This window comes from Mesorhizobium sp. M0062 (genome assembly GCF_040323125.1).
GTDB lineage: Bacteria > Pseudomonadota > Alphaproteobacteria > Rhizobiales > Rhizobiaceae > Mesorhizobium.
In genome coordinates this window covers 32,758-46,453 of sequence record NZ_JAMYUO010000035.1, presented here as the reverse complement: position 1 = coordinate 46,453, position 13,696 = coordinate 32,758, and the positions used below count along the sequence as shown (strand labels likewise).

The following is a 13,696-nucleotide window of genomic DNA, read 5'->3' as shown; positions in this document are numbered from 1 at the left end:
CCAGCTATGCCTTCGTCATCGCTTTCCCGTATTTCGACCAGTATCCGATAAATTACGCCACGACCGTCACGGTGCCCCTGGTTGCTAGCTAGGCGTACGACCGGCTTTCATTGAGTTGGCGGCCCTGTATTCAGCTTCCCAAGGCAATGCGTCGAAGTCGGGCTTGTGCCCCGCTTCACGGTAGGCGGCCTGAGTGAGGAAACCTGCTTTGTCCCGCTCCACAACGCAAACAAATGGCGGAGTGCCCGGGCACCTATAAACGCCTACAGCTTTTTCCATGCAACAGGTGTGCTACGGGTGCTCGGAGATGTCGTCCTTCATTACGATGACAGAACAAGAGCGAGGACAGCAGCGGCCCGGCATCACTGAAAGGGTGCGGGTTGGTAAAATTCGTACAACTCTTTTCATTGCGGAGAGAGTTTCGGCGAGCTTATTAATGTGTCGTTTGCCATTGCCTTTTCTGGGAGGCTGCGATGGTTGCAACGCCCATAGATATCGCTCGAGCGGCCACTACGGCCACCTTGCTGATGCGCCAGAAGTCCATGGCGGAACCCGCCACATTTCGCCGGGACATGGATCAATCGCGCAGGGCCATCCGAGCCTCACGCGAGCTTCTGAAGCGCCTTGGTCACGTCGTCGCGACGTGGCGCTAGGCTGGGAAGATGCCGACCCGTCTACTGTTGCCGTCTCCGCCTTTCAAGCCGACGTTCTCCGCTCTGCATTCCGAGCCCTAGTAGGGGAAACGGGTACGCCTGAGTGTCAATGGCGCGATTTAGCCAAGGCCCTGGTGCGCGATTTCACTGGGTGCGAGCTGATCGAAACTGGCTTGGTGGATTGGATCGTCAGCAAGTAGCCGCTGCCCGCCAGCGGCCCAGCAGCGGTCTGCGGGGACTTTGCAGCGGACGCGCTGGGCCTGACCGGTGGGGCGGTGTGGTATCCGCCGGCTGGCGAACATATGCGCCTCCTGCCAACGCCAGCGAAACATCCAAACGAACGAGGCGATCTAACCGCGATCTCGCCATCCAAGGCCAACACATAGGCCGATAGCAAAGGCCTATACTCGCTGAGAGAACGAAAATGGCCGACGCCATGGTTGGGGAACCCGGGTGGGTAGGCGCCGGCCACAAGTGGAACAAGCCCGCCGCGCCACACACATGGCTGATTTGTCATCACGTGGTTATGGTGTGATCGCGCAGGGCTAGACCAGCGGAACCTAGTAAACGCCGCTTAGTAAGCGATCCTCGACGCGATCGTTCATCGCCACGACGACTTGGGAAACTTGACGGTTGCAGCCCTCTGCGATGTAGGTCAAGTCATGTACATCGGCCCTCCGATCATGAGCAGGCATGCGCCCATCCTACCATATCGCGCTGCCGGTATCGCAAGGCGCCGGCAGCAAGGGGGAGGCGACCAGAGCCGATGTGAAGGGACTAGGCAGATAATATTCGCTTGCGCTAATTTAAATGTGCCGTAACGTCATGCTCAGCGTTTTTGGGGAGGAGCAACGGTGGGGAGTATGATGAGATTAGCTGTGTTTTGCGCGGCGATCGTGATCGCTGGGACTGGTGTCGCTGTTGCCAAGGAGAAGAAGGTGGTGGTGAGTCACGCCACGGACCTTTGCTCTACGAAGCAGTCGGCCAAGAAGCAGGTGCTCGAGCTGGACTGCAGGCCGACCGGAACCGCCAAATTGCCGGCCGATGGAACGCCGGAAAAGCCGCGCCTCGGATACGACACCGATCCGTGGCTGGTTAAAGGCCTTTAGACACCAGGCGACGGCAACACAGCGCGGCTAAGGGGAATGTGCGCTGGCGGTGAAGCCTTCTTTGTTCTCTCATCGGTGGAACATTGTCGCCTGGAAACGCTTCGGACGGTGCACTGCCCCATCAGTGCAACGTTCCCTTCCTTGTTTGCACTGGCCGGCTGCCGAAAGGTGGCCGGCTTTTTTGTATATAACCGCGCCCTGATGTTTGGGGCTTGGTGATTGGACAGCAGCGAGTGGCCGCTGCTGGCCTAGCGTCCAGGATTGGAATCTGTAAAGGCGAGATCACCAAGGCAGGGATGACCAGACTAAATAACGGTTTCGTCTGTTAGCCGCGACGCCGGCGATAATTGAATTCAGAAGGGCGTCGGCCCGGCTGCCCAACATCAGGGTGCACAGACAGCCGGGCCAAGGCTGGAAGAGTTCCGCTCCCGCCCAGCACGATACGCATCGCACCTGGCCGCAAGCGGTACCAATGGCTCGCCTATTCCGCCGCGTCTTTTCGGCAGGAAACCCTCGGCCTCATCACAATGGAGGGCGACATTCGCAGCGCCCTATGGAACCATCCAGAGTGACATAGGCTGTTTCATGCAACTTCCTGATGACATCAGGAGGCCTGTTAAGCATGCCAGTTGTTCGCGCTCGTAGCTCAGATGCAGGTTGGAGCTCTGCCTAGTGCACCAGTATCGGAAGCGAGAACTAGGAACCGGGAGTGCTGCGGATAGATTGCCGCAGTGGAGCTTTTATCAGCGCATGGCAAGGGCTGCCTTTCTCTCCACGTTGGCGGTCGTCCTGTTGCTCGCGCTATTGCCAGACCACTTGCTGCACGCCCTCGGATTGGCCCTTACGTCTCATCACGACAAGCTCAACCACGCCGCCGCGTTCGCCACCTTGTCGGCTTTGGGTAGCCTCGGCTGGCCCCAACAGGTGGTCCGGCTGGCGGTTCTACTTGCTTTAACGGGCGCAGCGATCGAAATCCTTCAATGCGTCACAGGCCGTGACATGAGTGTCTTCGACTGGTTTGCCGACTGCGCCGGAATGGCATACGGGCTGAGAACTATGAGCTGGGTGAACGAGATTCTGGGCAAACCGGTTATTTGATCGTCACAGGCTCCGCTTTACCGCCGCTGTCTTGGCCCCACTTGCCAGCCTCACGCCCGGGGCCGCCTTCGATCACCCTCGCTATTTCAATTTCCGACGCAAAGGCCGATGGCAAGGCGAATGGGTTTCAGGCCGCTCACCATTTAGACTTAGGTCCGATTCTTTCGCGCAAATGGCCGAAGCCGGAAACATTTCTCCTTCTACTTTGTTGCAGTGGCCGTGCCGCTGAGGAGAACATGCACAGTGCCTCTATCAAACGAACTGCGCGACGTACCTTTAGAATTCCAATGCCCCTCCTGTTCACGCCCTATGGTGAGAAGGGGATCCTGGCTGAAAACGATTGCCGGTTTCAAATGCGATAGCTGCAGGTCCAGAGTGCGGCTCGGCTACGAAGAGAAGCTGGCCATATTCGACCGGCACCTTAAGCGAGGCGCGCCGGATCTGGGCCGACGACCAATGGAGTGCGATCCCGGCAACGGTTCCTGAGAGTGTGTCGGCAATTCAAGCTCCAACTGCTTGCGGTCTGCCGCAAGTCCAAGCTTTCATCTGGTCGCAGGGTCAGGCGGCTCTTTCGTCCGTACGGAACCGATGATGGCGAGAGGTTTCGATGCGTCGGAGCACCGAGCAGGTCTACACGTTTTTCGTAGCGACCACCAATCTCTAGCTGACCGCTTCAACGCTTTGACGAGGTGCGAGCAACTTGATTTTCAATAGTCTTTTTCGGGCCAAAATGCGCGCCGCCTCTGCGATGCGGCCTCCGTAAGCATCGGCGACGAATGATAGCGTCGACAGGTCAATAATGAGGTCACCGACCGCGCCCGCCAAGACATTGGACCCGGGCCCAAATTGATGCACCAGCGCCCGCACTTCCTTAAGTGCCGTCGAGACTTTACCCGCATCCAGCAGCGCCTCGATGTGATCGAAAATCTGCATCCCGACCCTCCCGCTTGCGCCTCACACGCTGAGCCCCCTCGAATGGAAAGGAAAACGAAGCAATATCGCGCGAAAAGAAAGCGCCTGCCAAGGTGCTCGCGGACGAGGCGGCCGCGACTTCATATCGCATCGCCGCAGGGAGGCGGTGCTGAAGGATATCGTAGCACTTGCCGACCGCTTGGCGTCGAAATCGAGACCGCCATCCGCAGCCGCGTCGCCGCCGCCGATGCCATTCCCCGCCAGGCGGGCAGGGGAGCGGCACTGATCGTCATGGGCGTGGCGCGGCGCACCGGCGAGGAGCTCTTCTTCGGCGAGACGGCCACCGGCCTGCTGCAGCGCTGCCCGTGCCCGGTGGTGCTGATCTCCGATTCCAGGCTGCGCCGTGATGACGAGGGCAGGGAAGAGCTGCGGTCGGGAACGGGTGGAGCTTGATCTCCCCCTTGAGGGGCCCTTGAGGGGGTTGAGGAGTGGTCCGCGTAGCGGACAGAAAGCCAATTGCTCGGCTTTCTGAATGACGAAAGCCGGCAGGCCAGAGGGAGTCGCCGCGTGTCAAGCGCTGGCCTCTTCTCGGCAATAAACTCTCGATATGTGACCGATCTCGTGATGCGACAAAGTCCCACTAGGGAGGAAAGAGACGAAGCCTTCTGTCCGCATTGGGAAGCCAACCGGAAGGTCTGCTTTGCGCCCAATCTCGGTCGTTGCAGTTAGGTTTGCGACGGCCTTAAAGCGGACATTACCAGCGTCCGCGCCGGAGGTCGCGGCCGTCTTTCGCAAGTACCCGCAAACTGGCGGCCCGCGAATCCTACCCAGTCGAGATGATAGCGACTATGCCGATTTCAAATGAGCTTCTTGAGCGAGGCTCCGTGCCAGTGCCTCTCCGTCGACCTGGTTGTGCCTGGCAGACAAACGGCCAGCGGTTTCTGCGTCGCCCACCAATATCGCTTCAGCGATAGGCTCGTGGATCGGAATCATGTCCGCGAAAAGATCGACATGCATGGATTCGGTCAGCGCCATGAACAACCGTATCTGTGCCTCCAAAAGTCCATACGTCTGTATGAGGCGTTTGTGCTTTGACATCTCGACGACAAGCCTATGGAAGGACAGGTCAAGCATCATGCATGCAGTCCGGTCACGCTTCTTCACCGCGCCCTGCATTTCCGTCATGAGCTTTCGCAGCGCATCTTTTTCTGACTTGGTGGCATTCTGTGCGGCCAAGCTAGCCCCCAGCGCCTCAAGAGCATCACGCAAGGTGCACAGCTCCAAGGCGTCGCTGGGGTCCATTGCAGAAACGAAGACACCCCTGCGTGGCTTCAATTCGACGAGTCCCTCGCCTTGCAGATGTCTCAAGGCTGACCGGATGGTGCCATTGCTCACCTCGAACTCACGCGCAAAATCTGCTTCGACCAGATGAGCACCGGCGGCAAGCTGACCGCTGAGGATCTTCTCACGGATGCCGTCGGCGACGACAACGTCCAGGCCGGGCCTGTCTGCAGCAATTGCACGAACCATAATGTCCCTTATCATCCGATGATTATGAATAATCAACAATGTGGAGGGCTGGCAAGTTCCGCCAGCCATCACAGACAATGACAGATCAATTTACCCCCATCAGTTCGGGCAACCACAACACCGTTTGCGGCACATAGGTGATGACGCCGAGAACCACCAGCATGATGCCGATGATCGGCAGGCTCTCCCAGACCACCTCCTTCATCGGAGCCCGTGAGATAGCCTGGGTGATGAGCAGGTTGAGGCCGATCGGCGGATGAATGAGACCGATCATCAGATTGAGAACCACGACGAGTCCGAAATGGGTAGGATCGACGCCGAAGCTGAGAGCGGCAGGCAGGAAAATCGGCACTAATATGATTGTCGCCGGGGTCGAATCCAGGAAGATGCCCGCGATCAGGAAAACCACGTTGACGATGAGCAAGAATTCGATCGGCCCAAGATCGCTGTTATGCAATGCCGACTGGATGTCTTTTGGAATTCCATGGATGACGATCAGATAGGCAACGAACGAACTCACGCCAACGACCAGCATGATGTTGGCAGTCTGCAGGGCGGCATCGGTGAGCATCCCCGGTAGCTGCCGCCATTTGAATTCGCGGTGGATCACCCAACCCACGAAGATGGCGTAGAACACCAGAACCGCGCCGAGTTCGGTGACCGTGAACAGGCCGCCCTTGGCGCCCACCATCAACAAGATCGGCATGCTCAAGGCCCAGGCGCTGACGCGAAACTTGGAACCCAGTTCCGACCAGGCCATGCTGCCGCGCGACGACAGGTTCTGGCGGCGCGCAACATAAAGAACGTAGGCCGTCAGCACTGCGGCAATGATCAGGCCGGGAATATAGGCAGCGACGAAAAGCCGTGTGATCGAGACCTGGGCTATCACCCCGTAGATGACCAGTGGGATGCTGGGCGGGATGATCGGGCCGATGATTGCGGCACCGGCGGTGAACGCGGCCGCGAAGGCGCCGGAATAGCCCTCCTTCTTCATTTCGGGGATGAGCAACGCCCCGCTCGCCGCCGCATCGGCGACGGCTGACCCGGATATTCCGGCGAGAAAGACGTTGGTTCCGACGTTGACGATGCCGGAACTGCCACGCACCCTGCCGAGGGCACCGGCAAACAGGTCTATGACTCGGGTGGTGACACCGCCACTGTTCATCACCGACGCCGCCAGAATGAAAAACGGGATTGCCAGCAGGGGAAATGAATCCATGCCGTTGACCACTTTCTGCGCGAACAGGAAGCCGGGCATGCCCCAGATTTGGATGACGACGAGTGCGGCGAGCGCCATGGCAATGGCGATCGGGACCGCGAACATGGTCAGCGCGAAAAATACGATCGAAAGCGTTGCAAGCATTACCATTGTCACAATCCCTTGTGAGCGTAAGCGACGGAATCCTCGACTTCGGTGGCATCATCGGTAGCGCCGCAAACGAGGCGTTCGACGATGAAGAACAGGCCGCAAACGCTGAACACGATAGGCGGCATGTAGAACCAGCGGTACGAAAGGCCGGTGGCCGGCGCTATCTTGAGTTTCACGACGTCGATCAGCTGCGCCGCGTAGATGGCGAACGCGACCAGAAGTATGGCCGTGAGAATGTCGACCCCAATGCCGAGACTATTCGATAGCCGTCCGCTCAGCCGGCCATGCATGAGATCAATGACGATCAGCTTACGCTGACTGACCAGGACAGCGGCGCCGATGAACACCAGCCAGATGAGAAGTATCCTGCATAGTTCGGCCAATTCGAAGGTCGAGCTGTGAGTGATGTAGCGGGCGAGGACCTGGACAAAGACGAGTATGATGATGACGCCCAGAAGCGCAGCCACCGCGTGGCCCAACACCGATCTCAAAACGTCGCCGAGCCGGCGCAGCATGTTCGACATGATTTTCTCCGATGGAACGGTGTCCACACGAGTGACGGGCAGGCATTGATCGCTCACTGAACCGCGCGGATCTTGTCGATGATCGGCTGAAGTTTCGCATCGAACGTCGCCGTCTTGGCTCGCTCGGCGAATTCATCAAGGTTTGGCGTGTGCACGACCACGCCGGCCGCCTTCAGTTCGGTGATGATCTGGTCTGTGTTCTCCTTGGTGTATTTGCGATACCAGTCGGCACCAGCGTCAGCAGCCTTGCCGATCGCTGCCTTGGTTGGGGCATCCAATTTCTGGTACCAGGGCTCACCGCACATGAAACCCATCGTTTCGGCCATGTGGTTGGTCATAACCAGATGCTTGGCCACTTCGTAGAAGCGATGATCCTTGATCGCGACCAGAGGCTGTTCGAGCCCGTCCACGACGCCTTGCTGGAGCGCTGCATAGGCTTCCTCGAATGCGACGGAAGTCGGGCTGACGCCGAGCGCCTGGATGGAGGTCACATAGGCAGGGATTCCCGGCACGCGGATTTTCATGCCTTGCAGGTCGGCAAGGCTGTCGACCGGCTTCTTGACCAGAAACTGGCGAAAGCCGCGAAATCCCGGCCCGAGTACGCGGAAGCCGGCTTCGTTCGCTATTGTGTCCAGGATCTCTTGTCCGACGGGGCCGCGCCAGATGCGGAAGAAATGGTCATCGTCGCGGTAGAGATAAGCCACGCCTTCGATGTTGGCCGCCGGAGCAAAGTCGCCAAGGTCGCCGACGCTTTCATAAAGGCATTCAAGCACTCCACCCTTGACCTGCTCGACCATCTCGCTCCAGGTTCCGAGCTGTGATGCCGGAAACAGCTCGACGGTGACATCTTTCCCGAGCGCCGCCTCGACCTGCTGCTTGAACAGCTCGATGACCTTCGTATCGGGCGACTCCGGGGTGCCGGTACCGCCGACGCGGATATGGAGTTCTGCATTGGCGCACGCGATGCTCGCCGTCGAGATGAGACATACGGCTATGACAGTCTTGAGAATTGCTTTCATCGTGGTTCCCCTTTGGTTCATGTTTCCGGCAAGCGGTTTGTCCGCGTTGCCGGCCTGCACTGCGTAATGCGTCTCAACGCGAAATGAGGTCATCCAAGGCCGCCCGAAGTTTCGATCCGGGCGCCAGACCAAGCGCGCGAGCGGCCGCGTTTACATAGGAGATGACGCCGTTGTCCCACATGTCCTGGGAGTCGCCGATGCGCGCACTCATGTGAGCGACGGCGCCTGCCGGAATGCCCTTGGTCTGCAGCATGTCGAGCGCGACGATGCCCGCATTTTCCTTGCCGACGCCGGCATCGTTGAAAAACACGCCACCAAGCGGCACGGCCAGGGCAAACTCCCCCGAACTGGCTCCGCCATGAGAGGCGGACACAACGATGGCGCCCTCATCTTCCAGGGTCACCTTGGTGATCGAATCCATGAGTATGACGCGACCGCCAACGCCACTTCCAATCTCGCTCTTCAGCATCAGACATCTCCTTTGGGCTGCGGTGGTTTCTCGCGAAAGGCGTCAGGCATTGCGGTCAGCACGTCGTCCAGCGCGTCGACGATCTGATCGATCTCCGATTCCTTGATGGTGAAGGGCGGGCTGATCTGGATGTGATCGCCACCACGTCCGAAATTGACGCCCGGCACGCCGGGGTTGATGATGACGTCGCGTTTGCGCATCTCCGATGCCAGCATCGCTGTGAAGCCGGCATCTTCCGGGAAGGGCGCGCGCGAACTGCGATCCGCCACGAACTCCAGGCCGGCAAAGAGGCCGCGACCTCGAACCTCGCCGATGCAGGGATGGCGCTGCTGCAGAGCATCCAGACGGGAGAAGAGATATTGTCCGATGATTCCGGGGCGAGCGAACAACTGCTCGTTCGTCATGATCTCGAAGACCTTCTGGCCTATGAAACATGAGGCGGCGTGTCCGCTGTAGGTGAAGCCGTGGACGAAGCGGCGCTTTCCCGAGCGGAAGAATTCGGTGATCTTGTCGTTGACGATCACTGCGCCAAGTGGCGCATAGCCGCTGGCGATCGCTTTGCCGGCGGTGATCATGTCCGGCAGCACGCCCCATTGCTCGATGGCGAAGGGGGTGCCGGTTCTGCCGTAGCCGGTCAGGACCTCGTCGGCGACGAACAGCACGCCATAGCGGTCGCAGATTTCGCGGATGCGCCTGTAGTAGCCAGCATGGGGCACGACGCCTGAACACGTCGTTCCGATGATCGGCTCGGCGAAGAAGGCCGAGATCGTTTCCGGCCCTTCGAGATTGATCGTTTTCTCGAGCTCGTCGGCGCAATCGAGCGAACAACCGTTTTTGTCGGCGCAGTATGCGCAACGATATTCGTAGGGCGGTGCGATATGAATGACCGGCAACATGTACGGGTCGTAGGGCTTGCGCCAACTGGTTCGACCCGACATCGCCAACGTGGCGAGGGTAACGCCATGGTAGCTCTGCCACCGGGTGATGATCTTGTGGCGTCGCGGCTCGCCCCGCTCCAGGTGATATTGGCGGGCGAGCTTGACCGCTGTCTCGTTGGCCTCCGAGCCACCCGAGACGAAATACACCGAAGCCATGCCTTTCGGCGCGACCGAGAGCACTGACGCCGAGAGCTGCTCCTGCCAGGGATGCGTGAACCCCGCTGTATAGACGAAGGTGACGCTGTCGCCGGCGTCGGCAAGAGCCTGGGCGATCTCAGTTCTCCCATGACCGATGCCGACGACCCCAGCGCTGCCCATCGCATCAAGGTAAACCCGGCCGTCGTCGCTATGAATGAACACGCCCTCGCCGCGCGATATCCGTATCGGGGCAACCGAGTAGTCCCTGGAGAATACGGTCATGGCCGCTCCCTGGTTCGTTTTGAGATGCACCTGGGCCGATTGCCCAAGTCATCCTCAAATGAAAGCGAGAGGGCGCTCTTGTCAATAGAAAATAATTAATTATTATATGTTTCAGGTTTGAGACTGGAGATTCATGTGGGTGTCATTCGCTGGAAATCGGAAAATGGGCTGGGGTTGGAACACCTTGTCTTCGATCGCGACGCAGCCGGCGTTACCGCTGACGGCACAGTGATCGGAGAGCGGCAAGGGCAAGCCTATGGCATGCGCTACCGCCTCCGCTGCGCAATGGATTGGACGGTTCGGGAGGTGGCGATCGACATCGTCGGAGGCGGCAAGATACGCCTCGAAGCGGATGGCCGCGGCGAATGGCGGGACGCCAACGGGATCATCCGTGCCGATCTTGCCGGATGCATCGATGTCGACATTTCCGCGACACCCTTCACCAACACCTTGCCGATCCGGCGACTACGGCTCGCTGTAGGCGAGCGTCGGCCGATCCGGGTCGCCTATATCGCCATTCCTTCCCTCGAGGTGGCGGCGGCCGAGCAGGCCTATACCTGCCTGAAGCCCCGTGAGCGCTACCGCTACGAAGGTATTTTCCGAAACTTCCAAGCCGAGCTCGATGTCGATGAGGACGGCCTCGTCCGCGACTATCCGAGCCTTTTCAAGCGGTGCGCCCCGGGCGATGGCTCGGCGCAAGTCTAACTGTCAACGAACTCAAATAGCGGCTTTTGCCGCGGAGAAGAGCCTGTGCCCGATCGTATCCGATGCACCTATCTGCTGGAATCTCCAATCGACATCGGCAGGGCCGCCGAGCTGCTGGCAAGCGAACAGTCGATCGGCTCCTTCACCCGGGTCGCCGGAGAGACAGACGAGATCATCGAACGCTTCGGCGGCCGTGTGGACGAGTTGCGTGTCGTCGCCGAGGACACGCCTCCAAGCTTGACAACATCGCTGCCCGGCATCGACGAACGCTCCCGGTGCAGCCGGGCGATAGCCACTATATCGTTCCCTGTCGAAAATTTCGGCCCGAACCTTCCATCGCTTTTCGCCATCCTGCTCGGCAACCTCTTCGAGCTGCAGGAACTGACCGGCGTCCGACTTGAGGATGTCGATATCCCCGCGAGCTTTGCCGACCGGTTTCCGGGGCCGGCCTTCGGCATTTCCGGAACGCGTCGATTGAGTGGCATCGTCTCGGGCCCAATCATCGGCACCATTGTCAAGCCGAAACTCGGACTTGAACCCGCAGCCATCGCCGATCTGGTGCAGATGCTCGGCGATTCCGGAATCCATTTCATCAAGGACGACGAATGCATGACCGATCCTCCATCCGCGCCGTTCTCGAAGCGCGTCGAGGCGATCGCCCCGGTTCTCGATCGCCTGGCCGACAGGCACGGCCGCAAAGTCATGTACGCGTTCAACATCAGCGACGACGGTGACCGCATGTGCCGCAATCATGACCTGGTCGCCAACAGCGGTGGAACCTGCGTCATGGTTTCGCTCAACGCCTGCGGCCCTGCCGCCATCGCCCAATTGCGGCGCCACGCCTCGCTGCCGATCCATGCCCATCGAGCCGGCTGGGGAATGTTGACCAGGCACCCCGCCCTCGGATTGAGCTTTACGGCCTATCAAAAGCTGTGGCGCCTAGCCGGCATCGACCAGATCCATATCGGTGGCATCCAAGGAAAGTTCTCCGAAGTAGATGCTACCGTCACCCAATCAGCACGAGCGTGTCTTGGCCCATTCGGCGATCACGCGCCGATCATGCCGGTGATTTCGTCAGGCCAATGGGGCGGCCAGGCACCCGTCACATTCAAGGCATTCGGCAGTGACGATGTCATTTACTTGGCCGGCGGTGGAATCCTTGGGCACCCGCTCGGTCCTGCGGCTGGCGTGCGCGCCATAAGTGAGGCCTGGGAGGCGGCAAGGCTCGGCATAGACCTTGTTGACTACGCCCGCTCACACGAGGCGCTGGCAAGCTCGATCGGTTTTTTCGGAAATCTCAGGCAGATGAGAGCAACTGGCAATGGCTGACACCAATCCATACCTCTGTTTCTATGGAGACGACTTCACAGGCTCCACTGATGCACTCGATGCGTTGACAGCTGCCGGTGTCGCCGCGGTCTTGATTCTCGATCCGTCGCAGGATGTGTTGTCTCAATTTCCCGGTGTGCAGGCCGTTGGTCTGGCAGGGACCACCCGCGCCATGTCCCCTACCGAGATGGATAAGGAATTGCCGCAGGCCTTCCGGTGGATGGCGGATCTGAAGCCCCGTATCATTCACTACAAAGTATGCTCGACCTTTGATTCCTCACCAGAAACGGGCAGCATTGGCAGGGCCATGGAAATCGGACTGACAACGCTAGGCGGCGGCAGCGTACCTATTGTGGTCGGCGCCCCGCGTCTGGGTAGGTTCGTGGCATTTGCCAACCTCTTCGCTCGCGCAGGGTCGGCGCCGACCATTCATCGGATCGATCGTCATCCGGTCATGGCCCGGCACCCCGTAACTCCTATGAAGGAGGCTGATCTCCGGTTGCATCTCAAGGCACAGACGAAGATCCCGATCGACCATATCAGCATAATCGATATGGAGGCGGGGAACTGGCCAGTCATCGATGGCGATACGAGGGCAATCCTGTTCGACACCGTTTCTGCTGATCAACTCACTGCGATTGGGAATTGGCTTGGCAAGCAAAGCCGGGACACACCCGTCTTTTGTATCGGGTCGAGCGCCGTAGAAACAGCTCTGTCGCCAATTATGTCGGCGGAGACTCGATCCGTCGCGCCAGCGCCGACGGAAAACCCAAGCCATCGCGGACCGATCCTTGTGGTTTCCGGCAGTTGCTCGCCAGTTACAGCGCGCCAGATCGACGTCGCGGTTGGTGCCGGCTTTACACCGATTCCAGTTTCAGCCGCAGCGCTCGCAAATCAGGAAGCCTGGGAGGAGGCTTGCACTAAGGCGACCAACACCGCACTGGCGGCATTGGCAGGGGGAAGATCCGCGATTGTCTATACCGCACATGGCGAGCCCGACTTGCTCCCTGGCGACGGCGACATAAACCTGCGCTCGGAAGCCGAACGGATTGGCGTCGGACTGGGGCGCATACTTTCTGCTGCCGTAGATTCCTTGAAGCTCACCAGGGTTGCAGTTGCTGGAGGCGACACCTCCGGGACTGTAACGCGAGCGCTTGGCATCACCGCGCTGCAGATTGCTGCGCCTATCTCTCCCGGTGCGCCGCTTTGCTACGGTCTGCTCCGCCAGGGCGGGCGCATAGAGTTTGCGTTGAAGGGCGGTCAAATGGGCGCGGACGACTTTTTCTGCCGGGTGAGGGATCTCTGACATTTTGTGCAGCTCGATAAGCAAGAAAAATGATCGCTTCTGGCGCGATCGTATCACTCCGTTCGTGCCAGCTTGGTCAGCTCAGGTCGATGACGCAGGGTGGCTGAACGTCCGCTCCTGACATTCCGAGCCTCGAAGCCGTAAGTCTGGTTTCGGCCCCACTTCGATCATTCGAAACTGGCGCCCGATGACCACCCCAGGCGCAATGTGGACGGCTTTCCGCCGAACAGGGACATCAGTCTTCGACACGCTTCGAGCCGAGGTGCAGCGTTCGTGCGCGAGGAATGGGGCGGGCGGCTTCGAGAGATCGGCCCT

Annotated in this window: 13 protein-coding genes; 6 read left to right on the top strand and 7 right to left on the bottom strand. The window is 59.5% G+C overall.

Translation table 11 applies throughout. The features are described 5' to 3' along the window. Positions 1 to 1,516 precede the first annotated feature (1,516 nt). Positions 1,517 to 1,762 (top strand): hypothetical protein, encoded by a 246-nt coding sequence (locus NKJ64_RS28055; RefSeq protein WP_352463696.1) that lies wholly within the window; start codon positions 1,517 to 1,519, stop codon positions 1,760 to 1,762. 723 nt (positions 1,763 to 2,485) lie between these two features. Continuing rightward, on the top strand, positions 2,486 to 2,860 hold the full coding sequence (locus tag NKJ64_RS28050; RefSeq protein ID WP_352463695.1) for a VanZ family protein: 375 nt from the start codon (positions 2,486 to 2,488) through the stop codon (positions 2,858 to 2,860). A gap of 660 nt (positions 2,861 to 3,520) precedes the next feature. Here the strand turns inward: NKJ64_RS28050 and NKJ64_RS28045 are convergent. Continuing rightward, the gene (locus NKJ64_RS28045; protein ID WP_352463694.1) at positions 3,521 to 3,793 is read right to left on the bottom strand and encodes a hypothetical protein; all 273 of its coding nucleotides are present in this window, start codon (positions 3,791 to 3,793) and stop codon (positions 3,521 to 3,523) included. Between the two features lie 42 nt (positions 3,794 to 3,835). Between NKJ64_RS28045 and NKJ64_RS28040 the strand changes: the two genes are divergently transcribed. Then, complete coding sequence (locus tag NKJ64_RS28040; RefSeq protein ID WP_352463693.1) at positions 3,836 to 4,225, top strand: universal stress protein; 390 nt, start codon at positions 3,836 to 3,838, stop codon at positions 4,223 to 4,225. Between the two features lie 393 nt (positions 4,226 to 4,618). Here NKJ64_RS28040 and NKJ64_RS28035 read toward each other — a convergent pair whose 3' ends face one another. From NKJ64_RS28035 to NKJ64_RS28010, 6 genes are all read right to left on the bottom strand, one after another. Further along, positions 4,619 to 5,371: a GntR family transcriptional regulator gene (locus tag NKJ64_RS28035; RefSeq protein ID WP_081725514.1), complete on the bottom strand. Its 753-nt coding sequence runs from the start codon at positions 5,369 to 5,371 to the stop codon at positions 4,619 to 4,621. Between the two features lie 16 nt (positions 5,372 to 5,387). Then, positions 5,388 to 6,671 (bottom strand): TRAP transporter large permease, encoded by a 1,284-nt coding sequence (locus NKJ64_RS28030; RefSeq protein WP_352463692.1) that lies wholly within the window; start codon positions 6,669 to 6,671, stop codon positions 5,388 to 5,390. A 2-nt stretch (positions 6,672 to 6,673) separates the two neighbouring features. Beyond that, entirely contained in the window at positions 6,674 to 7,195 is a 522-nt protein-coding gene (locus NKJ64_RS28025; RefSeq protein ID WP_023807797.1) for a TRAP transporter small permease, read from the bottom strand. Between the two features lie 53 nt (positions 7,196 to 7,248). Further along, positions 7,249 to 8,214 carry a TRAP transporter substrate-binding protein gene (locus NKJ64_RS28020; RefSeq protein WP_196814118.1) on the bottom strand — a complete coding sequence of 322 codons (966 nt, stop codon included), beginning with the start codon at positions 8,212 to 8,214 and terminating at the stop codon, positions 7,249 to 7,251. A gap of 73 nt (positions 8,215 to 8,287) precedes the next feature. Next, a complete protein-coding gene (locus tag NKJ64_RS28015; RefSeq protein ID WP_031208714.1) occupies positions 8,288 to 8,683 on the bottom strand; it encodes a hypothetical protein in 396 nt (131 codons plus the stop codon). Beyond that, positions 8,683 to 10,041 (bottom strand): aminotransferase family protein, encoded by a 1,359-nt coding sequence (locus NKJ64_RS28010; RefSeq protein ID WP_023807799.1) that lies wholly within the window; start codon positions 10,039 to 10,041, stop codon positions 8,683 to 8,685. The genes NKJ64_RS28015 and NKJ64_RS28010 overlap by 1 nt, the downstream gene beginning before the upstream one ends. A 135-nt stretch (positions 10,042 to 10,176) precedes the next feature. Between NKJ64_RS28010 and NKJ64_RS28005 the strand changes: the two genes are divergently transcribed. Genes NKJ64_RS28005 through NKJ64_RS27995 form a run of 3 tightly spaced genes read left to right on the top strand, consistent with a single transcriptional unit; the run spans position 10,177 to position 13,381 of the window. Further along, entirely contained in the window at positions 10,177 to 10,746 is a 570-nt protein-coding gene (locus NKJ64_RS28005; RefSeq protein WP_352463691.1) for a putative glycolipid-binding domain-containing protein, read from the top strand. 45 nt (positions 10,747 to 10,791) lie between these two features. Continuing rightward, entirely contained in the window at positions 10,792 to 12,075 is a 1,284-nt protein-coding gene (locus NKJ64_RS28000; RefSeq protein WP_352463690.1) for a RuBisCO large subunit C-terminal-like domain-containing protein, read from the top strand. Beyond that, entirely contained in the window at positions 12,068 to 13,381 is a 1,314-nt protein-coding gene (locus NKJ64_RS27995) for a four-carbon acid sugar kinase family protein (protein WP_352463689.1), read from the top strand. Before NKJ64_RS28000 ends, NKJ64_RS27995 begins: the two co-directional genes overlap by 8 nt. The last annotated feature ends 315 nt before the right edge of the window (positions 13,382 to 13,696 follow it).

Coding starts and splice junctions, on each gene's coding strand:
- NKJ64_RS28010 (WP_023807799.1), bottom strand. CDS start 10,041: ATGACCGTATTCTCCAGGGACTACTCGGTTGCCCCGATACGGATATCG.
- NKJ64_RS28055 (WP_352463696.1), top strand. CDS start 1,517: ATGATGAGATTAGCTGTGTTTTGCGCGGCGATCGTGATCGCTGGGACT.
- NKJ64_RS28045 (WP_352463694.1), bottom strand. CDS start 3,793: ATGCAGATTTTCGATCACATCGAGGCGCTGCTGGATGCGGGTAAAGTC.
- NKJ64_RS27995 (WP_352463689.1), top strand. CDS start 12,068: ATGGCTGACACCAATCCATACCTCTGTTTCTATGGAGACGACTTCACA.
- NKJ64_RS28015 (WP_031208714.1), bottom strand. CDS start 8,683: ATGCTGAAGAGCGAGATTGGAAGTGGCGTTGGCGGTCGCGTCATACTC.
- NKJ64_RS28035 (WP_081725514.1), bottom strand. CDS start 5,371: ATGGCTGGCGGAACTTGCCAGCCCTCCACATTGTTGATTATTCATAAT.
- NKJ64_RS28030 (WP_352463692.1), bottom strand. CDS start 6,671: ATGGTAATGCTTGCAACGCTTTCGATCGTATTTTTCGCGCTGACCATG.
- NKJ64_RS28040 (WP_352463693.1), top strand. CDS start 3,836: ATGGAAAGGAAAACGAAGCAATATCGCGCGAAAAGAAAGCGCCTGCCA.
- NKJ64_RS28020 (WP_196814118.1), bottom strand. CDS start 8,214: ATGAAAGCAATTCTCAAGACTGTCATAGCCGTATGTCTCATCTCGACG.
- NKJ64_RS28025 (WP_023807797.1), bottom strand. CDS start 7,195: ATGTCGAACATGCTGCGCCGGCTCGGCGACGTTTTGAGATCGGTGTTG.